The organism is Fictibacillus sp. 7GRE50 (genome assembly GCF_015903875.1).
Lineage (GTDB): Bacteria > Bacillota > Bacilli > Bacillales > Fictibacillaceae > Fictibacillus > Fictibacillus phosphorivorans.
In genome coordinates, this window is record NZ_JACZDW010000003.1 from 614,146 (window position 1) to 638,884 (window position 24,739).

At 37.1% G+C, this 24,739-nt stretch carries 27 protein-coding genes; 11 read left to right on the forward strand and 16 right to left on the reverse strand.

Annotation, left to right across the window (positions count from 1 at the left end; translation table 11 throughout):
• Positions 1-53 precede the first annotated feature (53 nt).
• On the reverse strand, positions 54-1,898 hold the full coding sequence (locus tag IHV12_RS14345; protein WP_197191260.1) for a monovalent cation:proton antiporter family protein: 1,845 nt from the start codon (positions 1,896-1,898) through the stop codon (positions 54-56).
• Between the two features lie 149 nt (positions 1,899-2,047).
• Here IHV12_RS14345 and IHV12_RS14350 point away from each other — a divergent pair, with 149 nt between their 5' ends.
• Positions 2,048-3,205, forward strand: a complete 1,158-nt coding sequence (locus IHV12_RS14350; protein WP_197127546.1) for an FtsW/RodA/SpoVE family cell cycle protein — start codon at positions 2,048-2,050, stop codon at positions 3,203-3,205.
• A gap of 67 nt (positions 3,206-3,272) precedes the next feature.
• The gene (prpE, locus tag IHV12_RS14355; RefSeq protein ID WP_197191261.1) at positions 3,273-4,013 is read left to right on the forward strand and encodes a bis(5'-nucleosyl)-tetraphosphatase PrpE; all 741 of its coding nucleotides are present in this window, start codon (positions 3,273-3,275) and stop codon (positions 4,011-4,013) included.
• 60 nt (positions 4,014-4,073) lie between these two features.
• On the opposite strand, the gene IHV12_RS14360 is transcribed toward prpE, so the two are convergent.
• The 4 genes from IHV12_RS14360 to IHV12_RS14375 are packed head-to-tail and all read right to left on the reverse strand — an operon-like array spanning position 4,074 to position 6,823.
• Positions 4,074-4,970 carry an RluA family pseudouridine synthase gene (locus IHV12_RS14360; RefSeq protein WP_197191262.1) on the reverse strand — a complete coding sequence of 299 codons (897 nt, stop codon included), beginning with the start codon at positions 4,968-4,970 and terminating at the stop codon, positions 4,074-4,076.
• Between the two features lies 1 nt (position 4,971).
• Positions 4,972-5,766 (reverse strand): NAD kinase, encoded by a 795-nt coding sequence (locus IHV12_RS14365; protein WP_197191263.1) that lies wholly within the window; start codon positions 5,764-5,766, stop codon positions 4,972-4,974.
• Positions 5,767-5,780: 14 nt separating this feature from the next.
• A complete protein-coding gene (locus IHV12_RS14370; RefSeq protein ID WP_197128202.1) occupies positions 5,781-6,422 on the reverse strand; it encodes a GTP pyrophosphokinase in 642 nt (213 codons plus the stop codon).
• Between the two features lie 2 nt (positions 6,423-6,424).
• Positions 6,425-6,823 carry a hypothetical protein gene (locus IHV12_RS14375; RefSeq protein ID WP_197127542.1) on the reverse strand — a complete coding sequence of 133 codons (399 nt, stop codon included), beginning with the start codon at positions 6,821-6,823 and terminating at the stop codon, positions 6,425-6,427.
• Between the two features lie 126 nt (positions 6,824-6,949).
• On the opposite strand from IHV12_RS14375, the gene IHV12_RS14380 reads away from it, so the two are divergent.
• From IHV12_RS14380 to IHV12_RS14400, 5 genes are all read left to right on the forward strand, one after another.
• Entirely contained in the window at positions 6,950-7,531 is a 582-nt protein-coding gene (locus tag IHV12_RS14380) for a CYTH domain-containing protein (RefSeq protein ID WP_197191264.1), read from the forward strand.
• Positions 7,532-7,559: 28 nt separating this feature from the next.
• On the forward strand, positions 7,560-8,231 hold the full coding sequence (locus tag IHV12_RS14385) for a lytic transglycosylase domain-containing protein (protein ID WP_231620742.1): 672 nt from the start codon (positions 7,560-7,562) through the stop codon (positions 8,229-8,231).
• A 166-nt stretch (positions 8,232-8,397) separates the two neighbouring features.
• A complete protein-coding gene (locus tag IHV12_RS14390) occupies positions 8,398-8,811 on the forward strand; it encodes a globin (protein ID WP_137789850.1) in 414 nt (137 codons plus the stop codon).
• Entirely contained in the window at positions 8,795-9,697 is a 903-nt protein-coding gene (locus tag IHV12_RS14395) for a ClpXP adapter SpxH family protein (protein WP_197191265.1), read from the forward strand. Before IHV12_RS14390 ends, IHV12_RS14395 begins: the two co-directional genes overlap by 17 nt.
• A 254-nt stretch (positions 9,698-9,951) precedes the next feature.
• Complete coding sequence (locus tag IHV12_RS14400; protein WP_197127538.1) at positions 9,952-10,128, forward strand: hypothetical protein; 177 nt, start codon at positions 9,952-9,954, stop codon at positions 10,126-10,128.
• A gap of 50 nt (positions 10,129-10,178) precedes the next feature.
• On the opposite strand, the gene pepF is transcribed toward IHV12_RS14400, so the two are convergent.
• The 3 genes from pepF to mecA all read right to left on the reverse strand — a co-directional run bounded on the left by pepF (position 10,179) and on the right by mecA (position 14,090).
• On the reverse strand, positions 10,179-11,996 hold the full coding sequence (pepF, locus tag IHV12_RS14405) for an oligoendopeptidase F (RefSeq protein WP_197191266.1): 1,818 nt from the start codon (positions 11,994-11,996) through the stop codon (positions 10,179-10,181).
• Positions 11,997-12,092: 96 nt separating this feature from the next.
• The gene (locus IHV12_RS14410; protein WP_197191267.1) at positions 12,093-13,265 is read right to left on the reverse strand and encodes a competence protein CoiA; all 1,173 of its coding nucleotides are present in this window, start codon (positions 13,263-13,265) and stop codon (positions 12,093-12,095) included.
• A 156-nt stretch (positions 13,266-13,421) separates the two neighbouring features.
• Complete coding sequence (gene mecA / locus IHV12_RS14415) at positions 13,422-14,090, reverse strand: adaptor protein MecA (RefSeq protein ID WP_197127535.1); 669 nt, start codon at positions 14,088-14,090, stop codon at positions 13,422-13,424.
• Positions 14,091-14,412: 322 nt separating this feature from the next.
• Between mecA and IHV12_RS14420 the strand changes: the two genes are divergently transcribed.
• Positions 14,413-15,081 (forward strand): TerC family protein, encoded by a 669-nt coding sequence (locus tag IHV12_RS14420; RefSeq protein WP_197191268.1) that lies wholly within the window; start codon positions 14,413-14,415, stop codon positions 15,079-15,081.
• A 93-nt stretch (positions 15,082-15,174) separates the two neighbouring features.
• Here IHV12_RS14420 and spxA read toward each other — a convergent pair whose 3' ends face one another.
• From spxA to IHV12_RS14430, 3 genes are all read right to left on the reverse strand, one after another.
• Positions 15,175-15,573: a transcriptional regulator SpxA gene (gene spxA / locus IHV12_RS14425; RefSeq protein WP_066245987.1), complete on the reverse strand. Its 399-nt coding sequence runs from the start codon at positions 15,571-15,573 to the stop codon at positions 15,175-15,177.
• A 381-nt stretch (positions 15,574-15,954) separates the two neighbouring features.
• Positions 15,955-16,089: a hypothetical protein gene (locus IHV12_RS22915; RefSeq protein WP_255520066.1), complete on the reverse strand. Its 135-nt coding sequence runs from the start codon at positions 16,087-16,089 to the stop codon at positions 15,955-15,957.
• Between the two features lie 34 nt (positions 16,090-16,123).
• Positions 16,124-16,738 (reverse strand): GNAT family N-acetyltransferase, encoded by a 615-nt coding sequence (locus tag IHV12_RS14430; protein ID WP_197191269.1) that lies wholly within the window; start codon positions 16,736-16,738, stop codon positions 16,124-16,126.
• Between the two features lie 131 nt (positions 16,739-16,869).
• Between IHV12_RS14430 and IHV12_RS14435 the strand changes: the two genes are divergently transcribed.
• From IHV12_RS14435 to IHV12_RS14445, 3 genes are all read left to right on the forward strand, one after another.
• Positions 16,870-17,049, forward strand: coding sequence for a hypothetical protein (locus IHV12_RS14435; protein ID WP_144701128.1), 180 nt, complete (start codon positions 16,870-16,872; stop codon positions 17,047-17,049).
• A 95-nt stretch (positions 17,050-17,144) separates the two neighbouring features.
• Positions 17,145-18,905, forward strand: coding sequence for a UbiD family decarboxylase (locus IHV12_RS14440; protein WP_197191270.1), 1,761 nt, complete (start codon positions 17,145-17,147; stop codon positions 18,903-18,905).
• A gap of 129 nt (positions 18,906-19,034) precedes the next feature.
• Complete coding sequence (locus IHV12_RS14445; RefSeq protein ID WP_197191271.1) at positions 19,035-19,574, forward strand: HD domain-containing protein; 540 nt, start codon at positions 19,035-19,037, stop codon at positions 19,572-19,574.
• Between the two features lie 39 nt (positions 19,575-19,613).
• Here the strand turns inward: IHV12_RS14445 and IHV12_RS14450 are convergent, their stop codons facing one another.
• The 5 genes from IHV12_RS14450 to opp3b all read right to left on the reverse strand — a co-directional run bounded on the left by IHV12_RS14450 (position 19,614) and on the right by opp3b (position 24,580).
• Complete coding sequence (locus tag IHV12_RS14450; RefSeq protein WP_197127530.1) at positions 19,614-20,465, reverse strand: DegV family protein; 852 nt, start codon at positions 20,463-20,465, stop codon at positions 19,614-19,616.
• Between the two features lie 130 nt (positions 20,466-20,595).
• Entirely contained in the window at positions 20,596-21,594 is a 999-nt protein-coding gene (locus tag IHV12_RS14455; RefSeq protein ID WP_144701136.1) for an ABC transporter ATP-binding protein, read from the reverse strand.
• Positions 21,594-22,613 (reverse strand): ABC transporter ATP-binding protein, encoded by a 1,020-nt coding sequence (locus IHV12_RS14460; protein ID WP_197191272.1) that lies wholly within the window; start codon positions 22,611-22,613, stop codon positions 21,594-21,596. The genes IHV12_RS14455 and IHV12_RS14460 overlap by 1 nt, the downstream gene beginning before the upstream one ends.
• Before the next feature lie 15 nt (positions 22,614-22,628).
• Positions 22,629-23,651: an oligopeptide ABC transporter permease gene (gene opp3C, locus IHV12_RS14465; protein WP_197191273.1), complete on the reverse strand. Its 1,023-nt coding sequence runs from the start codon at positions 23,649-23,651 to the stop codon at positions 22,629-22,631.
• A complete protein-coding gene (opp3b, locus tag IHV12_RS14470; RefSeq protein ID WP_197191274.1) occupies positions 23,651-24,580 on the reverse strand; it encodes an oligopeptide ABC transporter permease in 930 nt (309 codons plus the stop codon). The genes opp3C and opp3b overlap by 1 nt, the downstream gene beginning before the upstream one ends.
• Positions 24,581-24,739 lie beyond the last annotated feature (159 nt).

The following is a 24,739-nucleotide window of genomic DNA, read 5'->3' on the forward strand; positions in this document are numbered from 1 at the left end:
TATCTTTTTTAGGCAAACAAAAAGCACTGACTTAAAAGCCAGTGCTTTTTGAATTAACCTAATATTTGTCTCATCTGCAGCACTTGTTGCTTACTGCCCGTCACAACCATTTTATCTCCTAATAAAATCTCGGTATCACCGTGCGGAACGATTGACTCTTTTCCTCGGTAGATACGAACGATAATGCTATCCCCAAGAAAAGGAAAGTTTCTTAAAGCTGTTCTGTGGTAAGCACTGTTTTCGACAAGAATTTCATTCAGACTATTATCTGACGTTGTAAGGATATCCACTACCGCAGGATTTTCGATTAACGCTTTTAGTAACACTTGAGAAGAAAAGTAAACAGAATATACTTCAATCCCTTTGTCTTTAAGTGCATCCCTCTTTAGTGGATCCTCAATACGAGCAACAACTCGTTCCACCCCTTCCTCTTTTGCAATCAGAGCAAGGTTTTCATTTGTTTCATCGCTTCCTGTTGCTAATACAATAATATCTGTATCAAAAACATTTGCCTGCATTAATGTTGTTGTTTCGTAATCATCAAGCTCTTGTATTTTAAAGCTATCCAGTTGTTTTTGGTCTTTTTCTTCTTGTTTCGTGTGATATAGTCGATATTCAAAACGAGTTTGATCAAGCTCTGTCGTTAACGGCAGTGTAAATTGATTGGCACCAACAAATACAAGTTGTTCTTTACCCGCTTCCGCTTCCTCTTTTTTCGGAAACAGTTTTTTAAAGAATATAGGTGTAATGATTGCGCTAATAACAGCCGTTAAGATTAATGCTGATGATGTTCGGGCATCAATTACATTGATTCGTTCTCCAATTTTAGCAGCAGCGATCACCAACGACAGTGTAGAAGTTAATAAGAACCCTGCAGCCGTTACCGTTTTCCAGTCATACCACTTTCGAAGGTACAAAATAGGCAAAAACTTAGAAATAAGCAACGCGATCAATAATAACGGTATCAGTGCTAATGCTTTAGGATCAGCAAATATCGAACGAATATCCAGTTCAACCCCTACCATTACAAAAAAGATAGGTATTAGAAATCCATATCCAAAAGAATCGAGTTTATGAACCAGTTGTTTATTGGGTGAAAGGAGAGAAACGAGAACCCCAGCTAAGAAAGCGCCTAATATGTTCTCTGCCCCAACCGATTCAGAAAGTCCGACCAAAACGATGATTAATGTAAAGACAGCCCGTGTATCTAGCTGTATCGTTCCTTTTGACATCGTGTCGAGAAATGATCTATGTCTCATTTGTTTCCCGACAAAATATAATAGAACTCCTGCGGCAAAAAGGATAAGTAACAGCCACATTCTGCTTGGATCTCCTGATTCCATTGAAACAAACAGAGCAAGTAAAATCATGGTTACAAGATCAGCAATTACCGCAACTAATAAGATGATTTGACCAATGGTTGTCTTTGATAACTTTTCTTCTTTTAATGTTGGGACAACTACGCCTAGTGAGATGGTTGAGATAACAAGCGTCATAAAGAACGCACTTTCTGTAAAGCCACCCCAAACAAAAAGTAGAGATAATCCGTATGACAGGATCAGTATGAAAAGAAAAATGATGCTTGAAACGAATAAACGATTCGGTTCTTTCTTCTCTGCTTTCTTTTTCTTAGAATTGGACTCGCCTGCAAAGATACTAAAATCAATTTCTAGACCACTTAAAAACATTAAGAAAATAAAGCCGAGTACGGATAAGATCTCAAGCCATGCGTCAGAATGGACGACATCAAAGCCGCTCTTTCCTAGAATAATACCTACAATGATTTCCGCTACAACAACAGGTATTACTCGCAGCCTAAATTTGTTTAGCAGAATAGGAACGAAAAATGCTGTAAGAATGACTAATACTAATGAAGTAAACGATGCATGTTCTTCCATAAAACCTCCGTCGTTTCTTTATATTATTGGTTTACTATAGTAAAGCAGAAAAAGAAATGTCAAACGATTATACTCAAAATGATTTGCAAACACTTTATTTTTAGGTAAGATAATACATGTTATTGTTTTACTTTAAGGAGTCGATCCACATGCAGAATAACCACAAGTCACCATGGCAGCAACTCGATTACAATCTTTTGTTTCTTTTGTTCTTAATGGTCATCACGAGCTGTGTTGCCATCTATAGCGCGCAGATGATGGATCAATACGGCAGCAACTTCGTCATAAAGCAGCTCGTTTGGTACGTTATCGGTGGAATTGCTGTAGTCGGTGTTATGGTATTAGATTTTGATCAGTTTAGAAAATTATCTTGGTACGTATATGGGTTCGGTATCCTGTTACTGCTTGGTATTCTAGTCGCTCCTGAGAGCATCGTTCCAAATATCAATGGTGCGCAGAGCTGGTACAGATTTGGTCCTTTCGCCTTGCAGCCTTCAGAACTTGTAAAAGTGGCTCTAGTCATAGCCATCGCCAATACAATTGCTACTCACAATGAAAAGTATATTGTTCGCACATTGCATGAAGACCTGTTATTGCTTGGTAAAATTGCGTTAATTGCTGGTTTCCCTACACTGCTTGTCCTTATGCAGCCTGACCTAGGTACGAGTCTTGTATTTATGGCGATCACAGGAAGTCTTTTATTAGTATCCGGAATTAGATGGAGAATTATTGTTATCCTTATTCTTTCCTTTATCTTGTTCATATCAATCCTAGTTTGGATATATTTTACCTTTCCACAATTTTTTGTGGATCATATTCTCGATCAGTATCAGCTTAATCGATTCTACGCTTGGCTTGAACCGTATGAACATAAAGATGCGGGATATCATACAAGAAACGCACTACTCGCGATCGGCAGCGGAATGCTTTTTGGTAAAGGTTTCACAGAAGGTTCTGTTTATCTGCCAGAAGCACAAACTGATTTTATTTTCTCGATCATCGGTGAAGAATTTGGTTTCTTCGGAACAAGTATCGTTATTTCTCTATTCTTCTTGATGGTTTACAGAATGATCAATACCGCTCTTGAGAGTAATGAAGCTTTTGGAAGTTACTTATGTGCAGGAGTAATTGGTATGCTTACTTTCCAAGTGTTCCAGAACATCGGAATGAACATTCAAGTTATGCCGATTACAGGTATTCCCCTACCGTTCATCAGTTATGGAGGAAGTTCGATACTCGCATACATGATTGCCTTTGGGCTCGTATTAAACGTTCGATCGAGAACGACTAAATATATGTTTGAATAGCACCTGATATTTATCAGGTGTTTTTCTTTTGACTTTGAAGTATCCTAATGTTTATGAGGTGATGGACATGAAATATGATATTATCGGTGACATTCATGGATGTTTTAAGGAATACGAAGAACTTGTAACGAAGCTGGGATATCAATGGAATAACAACCTTCCTGTACATAAAGACAACCGAAAACTCGTATTTTTAGGTGACTTGATGGATCGTGGCCCAGAATCAATAAAAGTAATGGAACATGTATATGAACTTGTACAAAATGATCTAGCCCTATACTCACCAGGCAATCATTGTAACAAGCTGTATCGATACTTTTTAGGACGCAACGTTCAGATTAAACATGGACTCGAAACAACTGTTGCGGAACTTAACGCGCTCAATCCTGTTGAAAGACAAAAAGTCAGAGATCATTTTTGTACCCTTTACGAAAGTGCTCCTCTTTATCTGCATCTTGATCACGGTAAGTTAGTCGTTGCTCATGCAGGAATACGAGAAGATTATGTTGGCCAAACTCATGATAAAGTAAAAACATTCGTTCTATATGGAGATATAACAGGGAAGTCAAACCCTGATGGAACCCCCGTAAGAAGAGATTGGGCAAGAAATCACTCTGGAAAAATCACCATCGTTTATGGACATACACCTGTTGAAGAAGTGCGTCATATTCAAAATACGTGGAATATTGATACAGGATGCGTCTTCGGTGGTAAGCTTAGCGCCCTTCGTTATCCTGAAATGGAGACAATTAGCGTACCGTCAGCCATGCCATATGTTCCTGAAAAGTTTCGGTCTTTTCACGATTAAAAAAGAGGAGTGCTGAGCCTATGGGCAACACTCCTCTTTTACCGTTTTAGCGCGTATTTATCATTGATTCCAAAGATTTTTCATGTCTAAAGGTAAATCAGCTTTTAACGTAATGAGCTTCTCTGAAAATGGATGGATAAATGAGGTTTTCTCACTATGTAAAGCCTGGCGTTGAATCAGTTCTAATGAACCACCATATAAGTCATCTCCAAGTAGAGGGTGACCGATTGAAGACATATGTACTCTGATTTGGTGTGTTCTGCCTGTTTCTAATCGTAATGAGACAACGGTAAAGTTTGTTTCTTCCACATAATCTATTGTTTCATAATGAGTGATTGATCGCTGGCCTTCTCCACTTACCATTCTTTCAATAATACTCTCTGGATTTCTTGCGATCGGACGATCCACCGTTCCTCTTTCATCCTTTAACTCTCCGTGAACAAATGCAATATATTCCCTCTTTATCACTTTATCTTTTTGCTGTTTAGACATGAGCGAATGGGCGAATCGGTGTTTAGCTATTAATACAATACCTGATGTATCTTTGTCTAAGCGGTTTACCGCATGAAATGTACCCGGGATATCATGTTGCTGATAATAGTATAAAACGGCTGAAGCTAGAGACCCGTTTGGCTGATAAAGCGAAGGAATCGTTGGCATTCCAGCTGGTTTATGAACAGCAATAAAATGTTGATCTTCAAAAATAATGTCTAATGGTATATCTTCCGCTTCCATTGAAGAGCTTTTTGTTTCTGGAGGAAACCATACTGTGACCTCATCACCACCATTAAGAGCGGTTCTGACTGTTACTTCTTTTTTGTTAACAAAAAGAGCTCCGCCGTGAAACTTAATATCGGTCAGCGCTGCTTTGGAAATCTGTTTGTTTTTTAAATACTCCCGTAAAAGAATGGGAGCTTCTTCATTTTGCACATACCATGTAATTGTAAATTTATTCATATTATTCTCCGACGAATGATTCTTTAACTCTTTTCCAGAATGGAAAAGGACGAAAACGAGCAAAACGAATTTTCTCTTCAGCTACTCGATATTGTATCGACTTCACTTTTTTCTGAACTAAGAATCGATGGTCAATCGTTATATGAAAATCTACATCGTTTACTGGTTTCAATATACAAGTATGATGCTGTGGAAGAACAAGCGGCGAGCCTATCGTTCGGAATACACGATTGTTGATAGAAGCCATTTCTGATAATTGAATAGATGCAAGAGACGGGTGGATGATCGCTCCACCTAATGCTTTATTGTAAGCCGTACTTCCTGAAGGAGTTGAAATACAAAGACCATCGCCTCTGAACGTTTCAAATTTTTCTCCTTTGATCTCAACATCCATAACGAGGGATCCTTCAACACTTTTCACCGTACATTCGTTAACAGCTAGATATCTTTTTTCATCTAAACCATCAATATATCTTACTGTAACCTCAAGTAATGGATATTCAACAATTTGAAAAGGTGTTTTTGCGATATGTATAACGAGCTTTTCCACCTCTTCAGGCAGCCAGTCTGCAAAAAAGCCAAGGTGACCGGTATGAACACCAACAAAAGCAGTCTTGTCAATGCGATGCACATAATGATGGAATGCATGAAGCAAAGTACCGTCTCCACCAACTGTTATTACAATCTCTGGTTCTTTTTCTTCATAAACCAATTCAAACTCTTCCAAATATGCCCGGATTTTTCCTGTTAAAATATTTGATTTGTTATCTCCTTTTGATACGATGGCAAATTTCATTCTCTCTCCATCCTTTATGATCCTAAATTAGTTTCATTGGATTTATCATTGCGTTCCAAAAACACAAGCTGAGCTTCTTGAATTTCCCCTTTGATCTGAGACATCTCTTCATCTAGTCTATTTGCAGCTTCTGCAGCCCTTTGCAACCTTTGACGGATATCTTCAGGAATTTGTCCCTGATACTTATAGTTCATAGAGTGTTCGATTGTAGCCCAAAAATTCATAGCCAGTGTGCGGACTTGAACTTCTACAAGAATCTTTTTTTCCCCATCTAGTACTTGAACAGGGTATTCGATAACGATATGATACGACCGATATCCACTTGGCTTCTTATGTGTGATATAGTCTCGTTCTTCAACAATAGTAAAATCATTGCGTTGACGTAACAAGTTAATCACTGTGGTAATATCGTCGGTGAACTGACACATGATCCTAAGTCCCGCTAAATCTTGAATTTCCGTTTCTAGATGTTGATCGGGAATGTTTTTTTGATAAGCTTTGTTCACGATTGACTTAATGGGTTTCACTCTTCCCGTAACGAACTCAATCGGACAATGCTGATTTGACTTTTCAAATTGCTCCCGCATACCTCTAAATTTTATTTTAAGCTCATCAACTGCTTGCTTGTACGGAATTAATAGCGCTTCCCAGTCCATGTTCATTGGGCTTTTTCCTCAGTTCCAAAAATCTTGATCACTTCGTCTTCCATCTGTTGACCATAGTTAGCATTTCCTTGTATATTGTCTGTCAAAAAGTCCATTTCTCTAGAGAAAGCAGTAAGTTCAAGCTCTTCTCTCTTTTCATTTTGAACAACGAAAACCGCATCTTTTTGGAGTGCACTCTTCACTTCGTTCCAATGATTATTATCAATTGAGATATAAATGAATCCTTCTTCATCCTCAAGAACATAGATGAATGCTAACCCATCAGAATCTACTAGCATTCTTTCACTGTCTTTCCAGTCAGAAATTCCTTTGTTTGATTCATTTTGAATAAGCAAAATCAGCTTATTTTCATTCCATGCAGTTGACTGCACATTCAATCGTCGTGGCATCATGTTAACAACCTCCTGTTTCTTCTTGTTTAGTGTAACACAAAATAGGAGTTTAATAAGAAATTGAGATGCAGTAATCGCTATGAGATAATAAGTTAACTTAAGTATAGCTATAGGGGGATAAACCAAGTGTCTCAAGAAATTGAAATTGAGTTTAAGAATTTGCTAACACAGCTTGAATTCTTAAAACTTATCGATGAGTTTGATGTTCAGCAAGAAGATTTTCATAAACAGACCAACTATTATTTTGATACCCAATACTTTGAACTTAAACACCAGAAAAGTGCTTTACGAGTTCGAACAAAAAATAATGAAAACACGCTAACGCTTAAACAAAAATTAGACAAACATATTCTTGAAACCCACCAAAATGTTTCTAAGCATATTTTTGAAGAATTATTAAAAGGAGAACCGCTGCCCTCAGGAGAAGTCTCTGATCAAATTAGTAAAATGAATATCGATGCAAAGAAAATTACATATTTAGGAAATCTCACTACATTTCGTGTTGAGTTTCCTTATAAAGATGGCCTTCTTGTTTTAGATGAAAATCATTATTTAGGTAAAATCGACTATGAAATAGAATACGAATCTGCCGATTATACTAGTGGACTAAATACTTTTAATGAATTGCTTTCTATTAAACAGATTCCTGTTAGAGATACAGAAAGCAAAATTGCTCGATTCTTTAATGAGAGCCGTAGAAATAAGTAAAACGTTAATCCATTTAGGAGGATATCTCTTGAATATTCAGTCATATAAGGCACTTATGGAAATTCAAGCACTTCAGCAGTTGAATGTAAATGCTTCGTCTTCTTCTTTCTCTAGTATGCAAAATACATCAGCAAGTCCTTTTGCAGCATTGTTGCAAGAAGCCTATTCACATGTTGGAGGCACAAGTGATCTGGAAACTAATGTTAAGCCCAACTTTGGACAAACGCTTCAACCTTTCACTGCGTATACAAGTACACCTTACTCATTACCAGTAACACCAGCATTACCGACTTCAAGTGAAAAGTTAAGCATACCTTCTAAAAACCTAGATGAGCTGATTGAAAACACAGCTAGGAAATTTGAAGTGGATCCTAACCTTATTCGTTCAGTCATTAAACACGAATCTAATTTTAAAACAACTGCAGAAAGCCATGCAGGTGCTCAAGGACTGATGCAACTGATGCCTGCAACGGCAAGGTCGTTAGGAGTTACTAACCCATTCGACCCTATACAAAACGTGGAAGCCGGAACAAAATATTTAAAGATGATGCTTGATAAATATGATGGCAATCAGAAACTTGCACTTGCCGCTTATAATGCTGGTCCTGGAAACGTAGCAAAATATAAAGGTATTCCCCCTTTTAAAGAAACGATTTCCTACGTTAATAAAATTATGAATACGTATCAATCATTCGTATAACCCTCAAATTCTGAGGGTTTTTTTATTGGGTTCGATACTCCATTTTATAGCGGCATTACGGAAATTTACAAACTTACGAACATCCTTCTCTATTCATATTGTTTGCTTACTATTCATGAACCTTGCTACAATAAAGTTACAAATTGACGCAAGGAGCTTTTGGACCATGTTTGACGAATCAAAAACACCATATGATCTGTTAGGAGAAAAGGAAGGTATTGAAAAACTTGTTACTACTTTTTACAATCTAGTCAGTCAAGATTCATTGCTTTCTCCACTTTTTCCTGATGACTTAACTGAGACTGCCTATAAACAAACTCAATTTTTAAGTCAGTTTTTTGGCGGACCGCCACTATATACTGAGGAACATGGACATCCTATGCTCAGAGCGCGTCACATGCCTTTTCCGATTACAAATTCTCATGCAAAAGCTTGGATAGCTTGCATGGAAAAGGCGATGACGATTCAAAAAATAGATCCTGATTTGCAAAACATACTGTTAAGCCGATTAAAAATGACTGCTTTTCATATGGTTAATACAGAGGATTCAGAAAGGGGCGAGAATGCTGACACTGTATAATTCCAATTCCTTTTATGACGAACAAGAGAACAATAAAAACTATGCCTGTCAAAAGCCATTGGAAATCTATTCTGTCATCGATCCGCTATGCCCAGAGTGCTGGTCATTAGAGCCTGTTCTAAAAAAGTTGCAAGTTCAATACGGCCATTATTTTACATTACGCCATTTTGTAAGTGGCAGCCTTGAATCACTCAATACGTACGTTCCTCGAAAAAAGGGGATAAATACAGCTGAACAGATTGCTGAGAAGTGGGAAAAAACAGCTTCCATTTCTGGTATGAGCTGTGATGGAGATGTATGGTTGGAAAATCCTATTTCTGCCCCTCATAAAGCAACACTCGCCATAAAAGCTGCTGAGCTTCAAGGCAAACAACAAGGCATGAAGTTTCTAAGAAAACTTAGAGAGAACTTGTTTTTGAATAAACAAAACATCGGAAACGATGACATCTTATTAGATATCGCCCGCTCGGTAAACTTGGACGAAGATGAATTTTTAAGCGATCTTTCATCAGAAGCAACGATCAAAGCTCTTCGCTGTGATTTAAAATTTTCACAAGAAATGGATGTTACTCAAATCCCAACACTCATTGTTTTTAATGACAAAACAGATGATGATGGAATTAAAATATCTGGCTGTTATTCCTATGATGTTTATGTGCAGATCCTTAAAGAAATGACTGAGGTTCCATTGGAGCCTTCACCGCTTCCTGAATTAGAAGACTTTCTTTCTTCTTACTCATTTGTAGCTACAAAAGAGGTTTCAGTTGTATATCAGATTAGTTGTGAAGAAGCAGAAAAGAGATTAAAACGTCTCGTACTGCAGCAAAAAGTTGAACGAGTCCCTGTAAAGTACGGAACATTTTGGAGATACCTCCCCAACCGCTGATCATGTTCAGCGGTTTTTTTATTTGAGTTACTCTTGCTTGTCGAGACTGAACGAGCCACTTCCTCATTTCAGACTGATCGCTCGATCCATATAGGAGTCGGCAACCTTGCGCTTTAATCAACTTGCATAGGAAGAGAATTGAAAAATACCTAGAGGAAAGCAACAGTTTGTGGAGAAGAGCCTTTAATATTCGGACACGCTTTGCATATACTTCCCCTACATGAATAAACATGTACAAAGGGAGGGAGAATTTTATGTATTTGATTATGATTTTGGTGAGTTTACTTTCACTTGCAGGGAGTTTTTATTTCTTTGTGCTCTCTCTGTTAAACATGGCACCAAAAATTTTAGCGATTCCGGGACTCTTTATCGCCGTACTTTTAACAACACTGTGTTATAACTACCGATCAAAACTAAGAAGAATAGGCTAGAACAAACATAACAAAATCCTGCCCAGAGTTCTGGACAGGATTTTTTGTGTTTACTTCTCAAAAAGCAGTTCTTCCATCTCATCAAGAATGGATTCAAAAACTTTAAGAGCATTTTCAATTGGTTCTGGTGTAGTCATATCCACACCAGCTTTTTTCAATACTTCGATCGGATAATCAGAGCTTCCTGCTTTTAAGAAATCTAGGTAACGATCAACAGCTGGTTTTCCTTCATCAAGTATCTGTTTAGACAAGGAAGCTGCCGCGCTAAATCCAGTTGCGTATTGATAAACATAGAAATTGTAATAGAAATGAGGAATTCTAGCCCACTCTAGACCAATCTCTTTATCAATCACTAGATCATCACCGAAATATTTAACATTTAGATCGTAATAGATTTTCGTTAATAGTTCTGGCGTTAGCGGCTCACCATTCGCTGCACGAACATGAATCTCTTGTTCGAATTCTGCAAACATCGTCTGACGGAAAACAGTACCTCTAAAGCCTTCTAAATGGTGGTTCAACAAGTACAACTTTTCTTTTTTATCAGATGTTTTCTCTAACATATAATGATTCAACAAAGCTTCATTACAAGTAGACGCAACCTCTGCAACAAAGATTGAGTAATCCGCATAAGGATAAGGTTGATTCTCACGTGTGTAGTAACTATGAACAGAATGTCCGATCTCATGCGTGAGTGTGAACAAGTTGTTTACGTTATCTTGCCAGTTCATTAGGATATAAGGCATTGTTCCATAAGCACCAGATGAATAGGCACCACTTCGTTTACCTGCGTTCTCATGTACATCGATCCAACGCTTCTCATAGCCCTCTTTTACGATCTCTTTATACTCATCACCCATCGGATCTAAACTGTCTAATACAAGCTGCTGAGCCTCTTTAAAGCTCACTTCCATCTTTGCATCTTTTACAAGTGGCGTATAAAGATCATACATATGAAGTTCATCAAGTCCAAGCGCTTTTTTACGCAAACGAACATAACGATGCAATAATCCAAGGTTATCATTTACTGTCTTTACTAAATTATCATAAACTGCTTCAGGGATGTTATTGTTGTTCAATGCTGCTTCACGAGCTGAACTAAACTTTCTAGTTTTTGCAAAGAAATTATCTCGCTTTACCGTTCCTGCAAGAGTGCTTGCAAATGTATTTTTGTAAGAATCATATGTGCCATATACAGCTTTGAAAGCATCTTCTCTTACTCTACGATCTGAGCTTTCTAAAAAGCGGATATAACGTCCATGTGTTACTTCGATTTCTTCCCCGTTCTCGTCTTGAATGACCGGGAATTTAAGGTCAGCGTTATTCAGCATACCGAATGTATTGCTTGAAGTATTAGCTACTTCTCTAACATCTGCTAAGAGTGCTTCTTCTTCTTTCGAAAGTACGTGAGGACGCTGACGATTAATCTCATCTAACGCTTGTTTATATAACTTTAATGGTTCGTGACTTTGTAAGAATTGAACCAACGCGTCCTCAGATAGAGATAGAATTTCTGGTACTGCAAATGAGACTGTACTGCTTACTTGAGTTGCTAAGTTCGAAGCACGGTCATTCAAACCTTGGTACATGGAGTTCGTTGTATCTTGATCGTATCTCATATGAGCATATGTATAAAGTTTACCAAGCTTTTTCGTTACTTCGTCTTGTTTTTGAAGATATGAAAAAAGGGTTTCCGCCGATTCTCCAAGTTTTCCTTGAAAAGATTTTAGTTCAGGCAACAGGTTTTTCGTTTCATTGAATTCTTTTTCCCATACATCATCTGACGCATATATTGCTTCTAAATCCCACGTATCTGAAACAGGGACTTCATTACGTTTTGGCAATGATTTCGTTTTAGTTTGAGACATACATACACCTCCAAGTAAATTAAAGAGAATAGTAGGAATACTTTCTCCTTATGTATATCTACATATTACCAGAAAATGCTTAAGCAAAGTCAAAAATTACGACTTTTCACTGAAAATTTCGTCTAGTTTAAACGCCTCATCCAAAGTTTTAGGATAATGAACACGCTGCAGCTTTCTAAATGTTCCTTCTGACACTTTTTCTATGAGTAGGTGGTCGACTAAAAAATCTAGGTAGCCATGGATTGCATCTTTCCAAGATTCATTAAGATAAGGAAAATCTCTATTTTGAAGAATTCGTTTATGCAGCAATCTTTGAAATTCCAAGTGTATAAAGTTTAAGGAGAATAGTGAAGTCGGCAACTGTTCAATCAAGAACAGCATATACGTTTGCCACAAGTAAGATGATGTTTCGATGTGATAGTAATCTTTTGAAGGGATACCCGCAATAGAGGGAAACAAAGTTAAGGAACGGTGATTAAAATATAAAACTTTTTTAAAATACATAACACCAGGAGAATTATTCTTAAAAGCCGTCATTCTCCATGTCGTTTTTTGTTTATTCCATAAAGCGTTATAATTTAAGTTATATTGTTTTAAATTCGTAAATGTTTTTGATAAACATTGTATATCCGTGAAATTTTTCGTTGAGAACGCATGTGCATGAGCAGCAGTTTTTGTTTGTGAAAGAGGAAATATATTTCTAAGCAGCAGAAATTGTTCTTTAAGGGGACAATAGTAATTGAGATATAAGTGGCCATTGTCATCCTTTTTTGCTGCGGATAGATCAGAGCTTTGAATATAGAATAAATTTGGTCCTTTTTGCTTTATACGTTTCATACCAAAAATCCAGTCGGATTCCATGTTTAGAGACTCAAATCCTGTTATTCTTTTTCTCAGATCATTGCCTGTGACTGTTGCACATTGAAACTCAATAGCATGCTGATATTTTTCGAGAAACAAATCTGGACGCTGATGAATATCCCGTAAATAATATTCAAGAATTGGTTCTTCATCTACATTAATAAGCCATTTATATAATCCTTTTTTTCCTAGCAGATGATAATCGGTTTCTCCTTCATGATATCCGTTACATTCTCTAAAAGAATGATGAGCAAAATGCCATGTCTTTTTGGTTCCACATTTCGGTATGACTTTATTTTGACAGACTGGACAGCGTAAATTTCCAGACTTATTTTTTTGATACCATTCTTCCTTCGTCGTTTCTCCAACCATATCAACATACTGATCATTAAAAAGAGCGACTAACAATCCGTCTCACCTCCACAATCATCATGATGAACGAAGATTGTAGAAACTTCACATCTTCATTTTCTCTAATCGGTTATGAATCTCTATCATTTTTGTTCAAAACTTCCTATTAAAAAAACAAAAACCGATTTCAAAATAGCTGAAATCGGTGATCTCTTATAATTTAAAATATTGTTGTACGTGATCTAATGCCTCTTCTGCAACAATCGTCTTTCCATACTCTTGTATGCGGTAAACAGATAGATCAGAGTCGTTACCGTATTCCAATAGTTGCGCTAATAAATCGTCTTGTTCGCGATCTGAAGTTTCTACATTAAATGTCACATACAAATAATATTTACCCTCGAAATGAAACAGCGAATTCTCAAAAGACGAAGAATCAATCGTATGACTTAAAGAGATAACATCTTCAAAATCTCCAAAAGAAATGAGGAAGGATAAATAGTCTTCTTCTGTTTCTTCTAATTCATCAAAGTCTTCTTCCGCTTGAAACTGTTGATCCAATATTTGTTCAATATTTTGATCAACCGGTAAATCCAATTTATCATCGCCTATAGGAAGCTCAATTTTTTTACCGTCTTTGGACATTTGAGCACGAGTTACAATAATTTCGAGACCTTTATCCAGAGCCTGAACTTGAATCCACAGTGGACCTTCTAATGGAAACTGCTCTTGCTGATGTGCTTCGTCCATCATTTCCCAAAAGAGTTCTTCTCCTCTTTCGCGATCAGACCATATTTCTTCACGATCGAAACCGCGATCTTCAATATCTCTGTACGTAATGAAAAATTTAATGGTGAACTCATTCACTCTTTCAATTTCCATCCTGCTTCTCTCCCTTCTCTCCGGTTTGTTCGTGAAGGGATAAATACCCCTAGAAAAAGCAAATCTTATTTCCAAATGTTCTCCGTCGAAAATCACATCAATCACAATTAAACCTCTTGTACCTTATTCTATGACAAAACGGAAAATATGGAAATAAAAAAGGCCTGTATAAACTGCCCTTTTTTGAACCTGTTCACGCGATGAATCTCAAGCTCTCAACTTGACGGAGCAGGTCAAGCTGGACTATAATTCAAAGGTCTTTAAGGTTAACATATTGTACCATAACACAAGTGAAATTTCATTATTTACGGGGGGTTTACGTTTGGAAACAGAATTTCTGATATCACTGTTGCAGATCATCGCAATTGATATCCTTCTCGGCGGAGACAACGCTATAGTAATTGCCCTTGCCAGTAGAAACTTACCAGAAGCTCAAAGAAATAAAGCTATTTTCTTAGGGACTGGACTTGCTATTGTTGTTCGTGTAGTACTAACCATTGTAGCTGTTTATTTATTAAATATTCCTTTCTTATATTTAGCAGGAGGAATTTTACTTCTAATTATTGCTTATAAGCTAATCCTAGAAGAAGATGATGAGCTTGATGTCAAAGCCGGCAAGAACTTATCTGACGCTGTAAAAACCATCGTTTTTGCTGATATTGCAATGGGTCTTGATAATGTACTAGCCGTTGCAGGTGCTGCACATGGGAATATCGTTTTGGTTGTAATCGGTCTGTTAGTATCTGTTCCTATTATTATATGGGGAAGTAAAATAATATTGCACTTTATGGAAAGATTCCCTGTTTTAATTTACATTGGTGCTGGAGTACTTGCCTTTACATCAGCAGGAATGATCGTAGAAGAGCGGATGATTCATTCTTTATTTGAAGGAAATGATATACTGAAATACGGCTTATACGTATTTTTAGTTGTTGGAGTAATTCTTGCAGGAATTCTGACGAATACGTTTAAAAAGAAACGTACAAGATAGGTAAAAAAGAAGTCCTTGCGATAGCGCACGGACTTCCTTTTTTGGAACGTAACAATAAAAAACTTCCACTATAAGATAGTGGAAGTTTTTCTATTATTCATTAACAAGACGCTGTGCTTCCATAAGCTGAAATGTACGTACACGTCTTGGTAAGAAACGACGAATTTCGTCTTCGTTATATCCAACTTGCAAACGTTTTTCATCCAAGATAATAGGTCTGCGTAATAATCCAGGATGATCTGCAATCAATTGGTATAAGTCTTGCAAAGGCATGGATTCGAGATTGATGTTAAGTTCCTGGAACGTTTTAGAACGAGTAGAAATAATCTCGTCAGTACCGTCCTCTGTCATTCTCAAGATTTGTTTAACTTCTTCTATTGATAAAGGTTCTGAAAAGATATTTCTTTCTTGATAAGGAATGTCATTCTCTTTTAACCATGCTTTTGCTTTACGGCATGATGTACAGCTCGGCGAAGTAAATAGTGTGACCATAGTGGAACTCTCCTTCCCCTCTCTCTGATTTAGGTACTTTAAAAAAGTTATTAAATCATCATTAATAGTATACTACACATTTTACATTTTCGGTAGAGGTTATACAGACTTTTGTACATTTTTACGAATTTGTCATACAAATGTAATACATCTACAAATATTCTACACAACTTTTCCGTTTCAACATATATATAGACGTATTACCCAAGAATAAGTTTCATAAAACATAAAAAAATAATAAGTTTTATGAATTAATATTTTGAATGTTTACTTAAGATAAGTTTAATACTAGTCTCAGTAGAAATAGAAATAACTTAATCATTCATATAAAAAAATGAGGGCTGTTAGAAGAAAGTTTACCTTCCTTCTAACAGCCCTATCTTATGCGATCGTTTTTTTTACTTGTGATGCTGGGCCTTTTCTAGAAATGCTTGGTTTGAATCTCTTAAGATTTTTCTTAAGCATTTCTTTCCATAGTTCTCGTTTTGTTTTTTTCTTTTTGTCCTTTTGTTTCATAACGCCTCATCCTCCTTCAAAAAGGAAAATATTATTACTCGGAAGCAGGTTTTCCTGAAGCATCTGATGATTCATCATCAACGATCTCAGGTTTAGGTACTGAATTCTCTGTATCTAAAGTTAGCACTTCACTTGCAGGCTGATAGGACTTACCGTACAATTCACTATCCTTGTACGTGTGTATTTCATTATACGTCTTTTTCATGTTTTCATAAATAGTTTCTTCAGATTCTTCTGTTGGTGTCCAATAAAGGATCTCCATCTCATTTACTTCATTCGTAGCAAGTGAACGTCTTCTATATCCAATGCTAGAGGCATGTTCAAATCCTTCACGCGTGTAGAATCGCAATCTCTTTTCTGTATCCGTATCTTCATAATCGACTGGCTCAACTTCTAAAATGATTGGTTTTCCCTTTTCTTTTAACTTTTCAATAAGCTTATGACCGAGTCCTTGCCCTCTAGCATCTTTTGACACAAATAAATAATCAATAAATACAAAGTCAGCTAATTCAACATACATCAATACGTGATACTGACCTTCATCTTTGTGATAAATGTCACTCTTTTCGTCTAATAATAATTCCATATGCTCTTTAGATTTCATCTCTTCAATCGGAAAATATTGATTTAACTTCTCATACCAGTTCATTTTTTCCCCATCAGCTCCTTAAATTTTTGGTGATATTATATAGTTTTCCCTCTTTCTTCCTTTGTTATCATGAGATACAATAAAGAAAGAAGTACGTGGTGAACTCGTTGCAAAAAAGGAGGAGTCCTCATTTGATTTCATTCTTTACCGATTTAACGTTGCTGGCACTTTGTGTAGTTGGAATCACAGCACTCATGGGAAGCATCTCCCAATTCATTGCTGTAAAATTGTTCGGCGGTAAAAAAGTTTTTCATTTTGTGGATAAATCGAAGTCTTTTCAAGAAAACTGGAGACCTGTTAAAAGAAGATAAAATGCGAACAACCCGTGAATTTTGGGTTGTTTTTTACATTTCAAGTCCGAACTACTTTATAATATAAGGGTAGCATACATAATAGAGGTGTTCAAATGCATAAAAACCTTAGAACTTTCATCAACCAGTTAAGAGCTGAAAAAGAAATTGTAGAAATTCATACAGAAGTTGATCCTTATTTAGAAATCCCTGAAATCCATAGACGTGTGATCTCAGAAGAAGGACCAGCTCTTCTGTTTACAAATGTTAAAGGTAAGAATATTCCTGTTGTAACAAATCTTTTTGGAACAATAAAACGAGTAGACATGGCTTTTGGTCCAAAACCAGAGCAGTTAGTAAAAGAACTAGTAGGTTCGATCGATGAGTTAATGCCTCCCTCCCCTTCTGTCTTATGGAAGAAAAAAGGCATGATTAAAGATGTATTATCACTTGGCACGAAAGCAGTGAAAAAAAATAAAGCTCCTTTATTTGAAACTTTTACGACAAATGTTAACATGCAAGACTTGCCTGCATTAACTGGCTGGCATTTAGATAGTAATCCGTTCGTAACTCTGCCACTCGTGTATACGGAACATCCCGATAAACATGAGCATAATCTCGGTATGTACAGAATTGAGATCAAAGAGAAAAACAAAACGGGGATTCACTGGCAGATTCATAAAGGTGGAGGCTTCCACCATTATGCCGCTGAACAAAAAAACGAGGCATTACCTGTTACACTGTTTCTAGGCGGACCTCCTTCATTAATGATTTCAGCCATCGCTCCACTTCCTGAAGCAGTTCCTGAACTTATGTTTTCTTCGATGTTAATGGGAGAGAAGTTAAGTCTTGCGCATGTTGATGGCCATCCTCATCCTTTAATTGCAGAGGCTGAGTTTGCGTTTGGAGGAGTTGTTCCACCACATGTTCGAGAACCTGAAGGACCATTCGGAGATCATTATGGCTACTATTCATGGGCACATGATTTTCCAGTATTCAATGTTGATAAGATGTGGAAGCGAAAAGATGCCATCTATCCTGCAACGGTAGTTGGAAAACCAAAACAAGAAGATTATTTTATCGGAGAATATCTGCAAAGATTGATGAGTCCATTATTCCCTGTTGTTATGAACGGTGTACGAGATCTTTGGACGTATGCAGAAACAGGCTTTCATGCACTTGCAGGAGCTGTCGTGCGCGAATCTTATTATAAAGAAGGTTTAGCTCACGCGTTTCGTATTATGGGTGAAGGACAACTAACACTTACAAAATTCTTGATGGTAACAAATAAGCCTGTAAACCTTCAAAATTTTGCAGAACTTGCAGAAGGGGTACTGGAGAGGTTTCTTCCTGAACGCGATCTCTTAATTATCCATGATACTTCTATGGATACTCTTGATTATACCGGCCGTAAGTTCAATACAGGTTCAAAAGCAATTATGACGGGGCTAGGAGAACCTGTGCGGGAACTAAAACGCACCTATGAAGGTGGAACTATTTCAGGCATCGATGACGTAGGCGTATTTTGTGGTGGCTGTTTAACGGTAAGTGGACCATCGTTTGAAGAAGCACCATACTTTGCAGAAAAACTACTTGTTAATAGTCACGATTCTTTCAAAGACTGGCCATTAGTTTTCCTTGTAGATGATGCATCCATTGCTGCAACGCAGGCTGAATTCTTATGGACAACCTTTACACGATTTGATCCAGCTTATGATGTTTATGCAAAAAGCACGATAGACAGAAATCGTATTAAATATAAAGGTACAATTATTATTGATGCGCGAATGAAGCCATTCTATCCTGATGTGGTTGAAACTCGTGGAGATATTGATAAATTAGTGACAGATCGTTGGGATGAGTACTTTAAAAAGTAATCCTCTCTATAGCTTAGCAACAAAAGAAGAAGCGATTTCGCTTCTTTTTTTGGTTGTTTTAGTTGATAAATTGTCCAAATGGTGTTATTGTATATAACAATATACATTTTTAGAGAAAGGAGAAATCATATGCGAAATATTAGCTTACTTGATCTATATAACCATCCTCATGTTCAAAAATATGTAAAGCGGTCAGGAATGGTTCATGCCATCTCAACAGCTTATCATGCATACCGTTTGTCTCAAAAATATGGTGTGAATCCTGATTTAGCGACAAAGGCTGCTTTTCTTCATGATATCGGTCACTATACATGGTATAAGAATGGTCATTGGGACTATGACATGTACAAAGAAAATGATATTCATGCGATTAAAGGTGCAGAACGTGCACATCGAATTTTAGTGTCTCTCGGTGAAGACCGTAAGAATGCAAAAGAAATTGCTCTTGCCATTTTACTGCACACCGATTCTTATCTCCCTGCTGGCTCGCTAAACCTTAATCCGTTGCAAAAAGTTGTTGCTTTAGCTGACGAAGCAGATGAAGAACCAGGCGGAAGCCACCACTATCGTACGATTAGTGATATGAAAGCTATAACCATGATCAAAAAATTAGATGAAATGGTAGATGAATATCATGAAGAAGAAAAAGTAAAACACTCTGTTTCCTAAGAAAGGAAAAGAGTGTTTTTAACATTTCTACCTATTTTTTTAATAAGCTACAAATCCAATAGCTTTTTCACTCGAATACGTTCCGATCGTGCTTCCAAATCGAGTATAGATCACTTTTGGGAAACTAGATAATGAAAATAATTCTTCAAATTCCTTTATCACTTCATCAGTAGAAGGAAAACTATGAATGAGGTAAAGAGTTTTCTCAGGATTTTCTGCTTTCCATTCAGTGATGTATTCTTTCATCTTAGAAAGACCCTTCTTACTTCCTCTAAACTTCCCAATCGTTTCAACAACACCATCAATGATTGAAATCATCGGTTTAATATTTAGCATTCCTGCTATAGCACCTTGAACAGCAGATATTCTTCCACCTTTTTTCAAGTTTTCTAACGTTTCAAGCAGTACATACGCTTTAATGCCTGACTTCGTCTTCTCTAAGTTACTCACGATTTCAGTTAAAGCTTTTCCTTCACGTGCTAATTCAATCGCTTCATTTAGTAAAATTTGCACACCACCTGAAGCGATACCGGAATCTAGAATGATCACTTTTTCCTGTTCTTCTTCAGTTAACATGCTCTTACCGATCGTAGCACTTTGAACCGTTCCACTTAAGTTAGATGAGATGCCAATGTATAGGACATCATGGCCTTTATCCACTTCTTTTTGAAAGGCTTCATAAAAAGATTGTGGAGAGGGCTGACTTGTTTTTGGTAATTCTGGTTCCATACTCATACGTTTATAAAATTCATCTTCAGTAATATTCACGCCATCTAAATAATGGTCTTCTCCAAATTGTACATTCAATGGTACAACGGTTAACGAGTAATCCAGTTTCTCAAGATCTATTTTAAGGTCACTTGCGCTATCTACTATAAAACTAAGGTTCATATTGTTCTACCCCATTTCTGCTTCTCGATCAATTATTAGGGATGTATAAAGCATTGTATACGCTTTACACACTTCTATTAGTTTAACATAAAAACGACCTCCTGTATTATAGGAGATCGTTTTAAATGTGTTAATTCTGTTGCTTTACAGCTTCTTCATCATAAAGGTGACATGCTACCCAATGACCTTCTCTAGCTTCTTGCCATTTAGGTTTAACTGCTGCACACACATCCATTGCATGTGGGCAACGAGTACGGAAACGGCAGCCACTTGGAGGATTGATCGGACTCGGAACATCTCCCTCTAAGATGATACGTTCACGGCTTCTTTCAAGTTCAGGATCCGGAACTGGAATCGCTGATAAAAGAGCTTGTGTATACGGGTGAAGCGGCTCTTCATAAAGCTCATCACTTGTTGTAAGCTCTACGATATTACCTAGGTACATTACACCTACACGATCAGAAATATGTTTAACCATAGATAGATCATGGGCAATAAATAGGTAAGTAAGTCCACGTTCTTTTTGCAGTTCCATCATTAAGTTAACAACTTGCGCTTGAATGGATACATCTAGAGCTGAAATCGGCTCATCGGCAATAATAAAGTCCGGATCTACGGCTAGTGCACGAGCAATTCCGATACGTTGACGCTGTCCACCTGAGAATTCATGCGGATAGCGGTTTGCGTGTTCTTTGTTTAATCCTACTGTTTCAAGTAGTTCATAAACTCGATTTTCACGGTCTTTCTTTGTTTTCGCCAATCCGTGAATATCGATACCTTCAGCAATTATATCCTTAACCGTCATACGAGGATTAAGAGAAGCGTATGGATCTTGGAAGATCATCTGCATTTTGCGATTAAATTTCTTTAACTCGGAACGAGATTTTTTATCATGAACATCATCGCCTTCGTAAAGAACTTCACCTTCAGTAGCATCATAGAGACGGATAATTGTACGTCCAGTTGTAGATTTACCGCAACCTGACTCACCTACAAGTCCAAGTGTTTCTCCTTTATAGATATCAAAGGAAACATCATCTACAGCTTTTAGTACGCCCTTTTTTCCAGCTGGGAAATACTTTTTAAGATTTTTTACTTCTAATAATTTTTCTCTTTCTACTACTGCCATTATCGAGCACCCCCAACTAATGCCTCTTCCGGCGGTTCAACTTTTGGCGCTCGCTCATCTAATAACCAGCAAGCTGCTTTGTGAGAAGAAGATACATCTGTAGCTTCAGGCATATTCTCCAAACAAACTTCCATTGCATATGGACAACGCGCTGCAAACGGACATCCCTTTGGAGGATTCATTAGATCAGGCGGTGTTCCTGGAATCGCTAAAAGTTCTTTTGATTCTGCATTTATCTTCGGCATTGAAGCCAATAATCCCCAAGTGTACGGGTGTTTCGGCTTATAAAAGATTTCATCAACTGTTCCAGTCTCAACGATCATACCACCGTACATTACAGCTACACGTTGAGCTAAGTTAGCTACAACTCCAAGATCATGTGTGATCAAGATAATCGCTGTACCTGTTTTATCTTGTAGATCACGCATCAAGTCAAGAATCTGTGCTTGAATAGTAACGTCAAGTGCTGTTGTCGGTTCATCCGCGATTAATACTTTTGGGTTACAAGCTAGAGCTATGGCGATAACTACACGTTGACGCATTCCACCTGAAAATTGGTGTGGATACTCTTCCACACGAAGCTCAGGATTAGGAATACCAACAAGTTTCAAAAGATTAACAGATCTTTCTTTTGCTTCACTCTTGCTCATGTTTTGGTGCTTACGAAGACCTTCCATGATCTGTTTCCCGATTGTCATCGTCGGATTTAGAGATGTCATTGGATCTTGGAAGATCATTGAAATTTCAGCACCACGAATTTTTTCCATCTCACGCTCTGATGCTTTTGCCAGGTCTTTTCCTTGAAACTTAATCGATCCTTGCTTGATCGAACCAATTTTATTTGGTAAAAGTCTCATGATTGATTTAGATGTTACTGATTTACCTGAACCAGATTCACCAACGATAGCAAGTGATTCACCTTTATCTAATGTAAAGCTAACGCCACGAACAGCCTTAACTTCTCCCCCATACGTTTGGAAGGAGACATGAACATTATCTAACTCTAATAGTTTTTCCATTTTATAATCCCCTTCCTATTTTCTCATTTTAGGATCAAGTGCGTCACGAAGACCATCACCAAGAAGGTTAAAGCTGATCATCAAGATACACATTACTGATGCAGGAAAAATCGCCAAATGCGGATAGATTCGAATTGATTTAAATCCATCTGATATTAATGATCCAAGCGATGCTGTTGGCGGCTGAATTCCTAAACCGATAAAACTTAAGAATGCTTCAGAGAATATAGCTCCAGGAATTGTAAATGTACTTGCAACAATTATTGCACCTAACGTATTTGGCAACAAGTGTTTAGAGATTAATCGTCCGTTTGCAGAACCTAAAGTCTTAGATGCTAAAACGAATTCACGATTTTTCAATGAAATGACTTGTGCACGGACTATACGTGACATCCCGATCCAACCTGTAATTACGAGTGCAAGTGTTATTGAGAGTATTCCAGGATCAAGAATGATAATGAATAAGATAACGACAACTAGTTGTGGTATACCAATTAGTATTTCAACTATACGTTGCATGATATCATCTGTTCTTCCACCATAAAAAGCAGAAACCCCGCCGTATGTTACACCAACAATCAAATCGATTGCAGCTGCAAGAAATGCGATGTAAAGTGAAATCTGAGTACCTTTCCATACTCGTGTCCATTGGTCACGTCCAAGGCTATCAGTTCCGAACCAAAAGTAATCACCTTTAGGAACATTCTTCATTTCATATTGGTTTACATCACGAATGTCTACTCCGTTTAATCCTAAAAATTCTATTTTTTCAAGTCCAGGAATTTTAGGAGGTAAATTTGACCTCATTAATTCCTGATCGTCAATCCCATACTTACTTAACACGGGAGCAACAAATGAAAAGATTATGATAAACACGATTGCAAATAACCCTAACATTGCGCCCTTATTCTTTTTCAAACGTCTAAACGCATCTTGCCAAAAGCTTAAACTTGGTTTTAATATCTCTTCTGCTTTATTCGAATCAAGATTAGCTGGGCGGAATAAATCAGGTGTTAGTTTACGTTCTGACATACTCATTATGATTTACCTCCTGCTACACGAATACGAGGGTCGATGATTCCGTATAAAATATCTACTACTAATATGATTACAACAATTAAAAAGCTAAAGAATAATGTTGTACCCATAATAACCGGATAGTCATTAACCGTAATTGCTTTTACGAACTGTTCTCCAATTCCAGGGATGGAGAAAATATTTTCAATTACTAGGGAACCTGTTATGAGGGCCATAGCCATAGGGCCTAGTATCGTAATAATTGGAATCAAACTATTTCTTACACAGTGCTTAAAGATTACTGCCTTTCTACTAACTCCCTTAGATCTTGCCATTAAGATATAATCTGTTCCTAGAATTTCAAGCATTTCAGTACGCATAAAACGAGCTACTGTCGCAATAACTCCTACGGATAAAGAGAAAGCTGGTAATATGTGGTACTCAGGTCCGTTCCAAAAGGCTACTGGCAGCCACTGAAGTTTTACTCCTACAAAGTATTGCAATAGTCCTGCAAATACGAATGAGGGAATAGCAATACCTAGAACCGCTATGATCATAGCCCCATAATCAAGAAACGTATTATGTCTCAATGCAGCAATGATACCTAATAGTAGTCCTACAAGAGTACCGAAAACTAGAGCCTCAAAACCGACAGTTGCTGATGGTCCCATACCATTAACGATTAATGAATTAACGGTACGTCCATCGAATTGAAACGTATACCCTAAATCACCCTGTGCCAATTTCCCTAGATAATTTATATATTGAACAGGCACCGGGTCATTTAACCCGTATTTTTCATTTAATGCATACCTTTGAGTTTCCGTTAACTTGTCTTGGTTGTTAAATGGAGAACCCGGTAACAACTTCATTAAAAAGAATGTAATCGTTGCAATGATCAGCATCGTCAAAAACATGTATAATACTCGCTGTGTAATATAACGCAACATTACAAACACCTCCCCCAAATGTTTCAAGCCTTAATATTTTGAAATCTTTCTGTAATATCTATCTTAAGGGACAAAATATTTTATATCAATAGAAAATATTCTTTTTTCGACATTTTCTGATTTCTTTTTTGATTAATAAAAATTTCCATCTGTCCTTTT

Excerpts from the sequence above, each read along its gene's own strand:
- IHV12_RS14345 (WP_197191260.1), bottom strand. The coding sequence starts at position 1,898 with ATGGAAGAACATGCATCGTTTACTTCATTAGTATTAGTCATTCTTACA.
- IHV12_RS14350 (WP_197127546.1), top strand. The coding sequence starts at position 2,048 with ATGCAGAATAACCACAAGTCACCATGGCAGCAACTCGATTACAATCTT.
- prpE (WP_197191261.1), top strand. The coding sequence starts at position 3,273 with ATGAAATATGATATTATCGGTGACATTCATGGATGTTTTAAGGAATAC.
- IHV12_RS14360 (WP_197191262.1), bottom strand. The coding sequence starts at position 4,970 with ATGAATAAATTTACAATTACATGGTATGTGCAAAATGAAGAAGCTCCC.
- IHV12_RS14365 (WP_197191263.1), bottom strand. The coding sequence starts at position 5,766 with ATGAAATTTGCCATCGTATCAAAAGGAGATAACAAATCAAATATTTTA.
- IHV12_RS14370 (WP_197128202.1), bottom strand. The coding sequence starts at position 6,422 with ATGGACTGGGAAGCGCTATTAATTCCGTACAAGCAAGCAGTTGATGAG.
- IHV12_RS14375 (WP_197127542.1), bottom strand. The coding sequence starts at position 6,823 with ATGATGCCACGACGATTGAATGTGCAGTCAACTGCATGGAATGAAAAT.
- IHV12_RS14390 (WP_137789850.1), top strand. The coding sequence starts at position 8,398 with ATGTTTGACGAATCAAAAACACCATATGATCTGTTAGGAGAAAAGGAA.
- IHV12_RS14395 (WP_197191265.1), top strand. The coding sequence starts at position 8,795 with ATGCTGACACTGTATAATTCCAATTCCTTTTATGACGAACAAGAGAAC.
- IHV12_RS14400 (WP_197127538.1), top strand. The coding sequence starts at position 9,952 with ATGTATTTGATTATGATTTTGGTGAGTTTACTTTCACTTGCAGGGAGT.
- pepF (WP_197191266.1), bottom strand. The coding sequence starts at position 11,996 with ATGTCTCAAACTAAAACGAAATCATTGCCAAAACGTAATGAAGTCCCT.
- mecA (WP_197127535.1), bottom strand. The coding sequence starts at position 14,090 with ATGGAAATTGAAAGAGTGAATGAGTTCACCATTAAATTTTTCATTACG.
- spxA (WP_066245987.1), bottom strand. The coding sequence starts at position 15,573 with ATGGTCACACTATTTACTTCGCCGAGCTGTACATCATGCCGTAAAGCA.
- IHV12_RS22915 (WP_255520066.1), bottom strand. The coding sequence starts at position 16,089 with ATGAAACAAAAGGACAAAAAGAAAAAAACAAAACGAGAACTATGGAAA.
- IHV12_RS14430 (WP_197191269.1), bottom strand. The coding sequence starts at position 16,738 with ATGAACTGGTATGAGAAGTTAAATCAATATTTTCCGATTGAAGAGATG.
- IHV12_RS14440 (WP_197191270.1), top strand. The coding sequence starts at position 17,145 with ATGCATAAAAACCTTAGAACTTTCATCAACCAGTTAAGAGCTGAAAAA.
- IHV12_RS14445 (WP_197191271.1), top strand. The coding sequence starts at position 19,035 with ATGCGAAATATTAGCTTACTTGATCTATATAACCATCCTCATGTTCAA.
- IHV12_RS14450 (WP_197127530.1), bottom strand. The coding sequence starts at position 20,465 with ATGAACCTTAGTTTTATAGTAGATAGCGCAAGTGACCTTAAAATAGAT.
- IHV12_RS14455 (WP_144701136.1), bottom strand. The coding sequence starts at position 21,594 with ATGGCAGTAGTAGAAAGAGAAAAATTATTAGAAGTAAAAAATCTTAAA.
- IHV12_RS14460 (WP_197191272.1), bottom strand. The coding sequence starts at position 22,613 with ATGGAAAAACTATTAGAGTTAGATAATGTTCATGTCTCCTTCCAAACG.
- opp3C (WP_197191273.1), bottom strand. The coding sequence starts at position 23,651 with ATGAGTATGTCAGAACGTAAACTAACACCTGATTTATTCCGCCCAGCT.
- opp3b (WP_197191274.1), bottom strand. The coding sequence starts at position 24,580 with ATGTTGCGTTATATTACACAGCGAGTATTATACATGTTTTTGACGATG.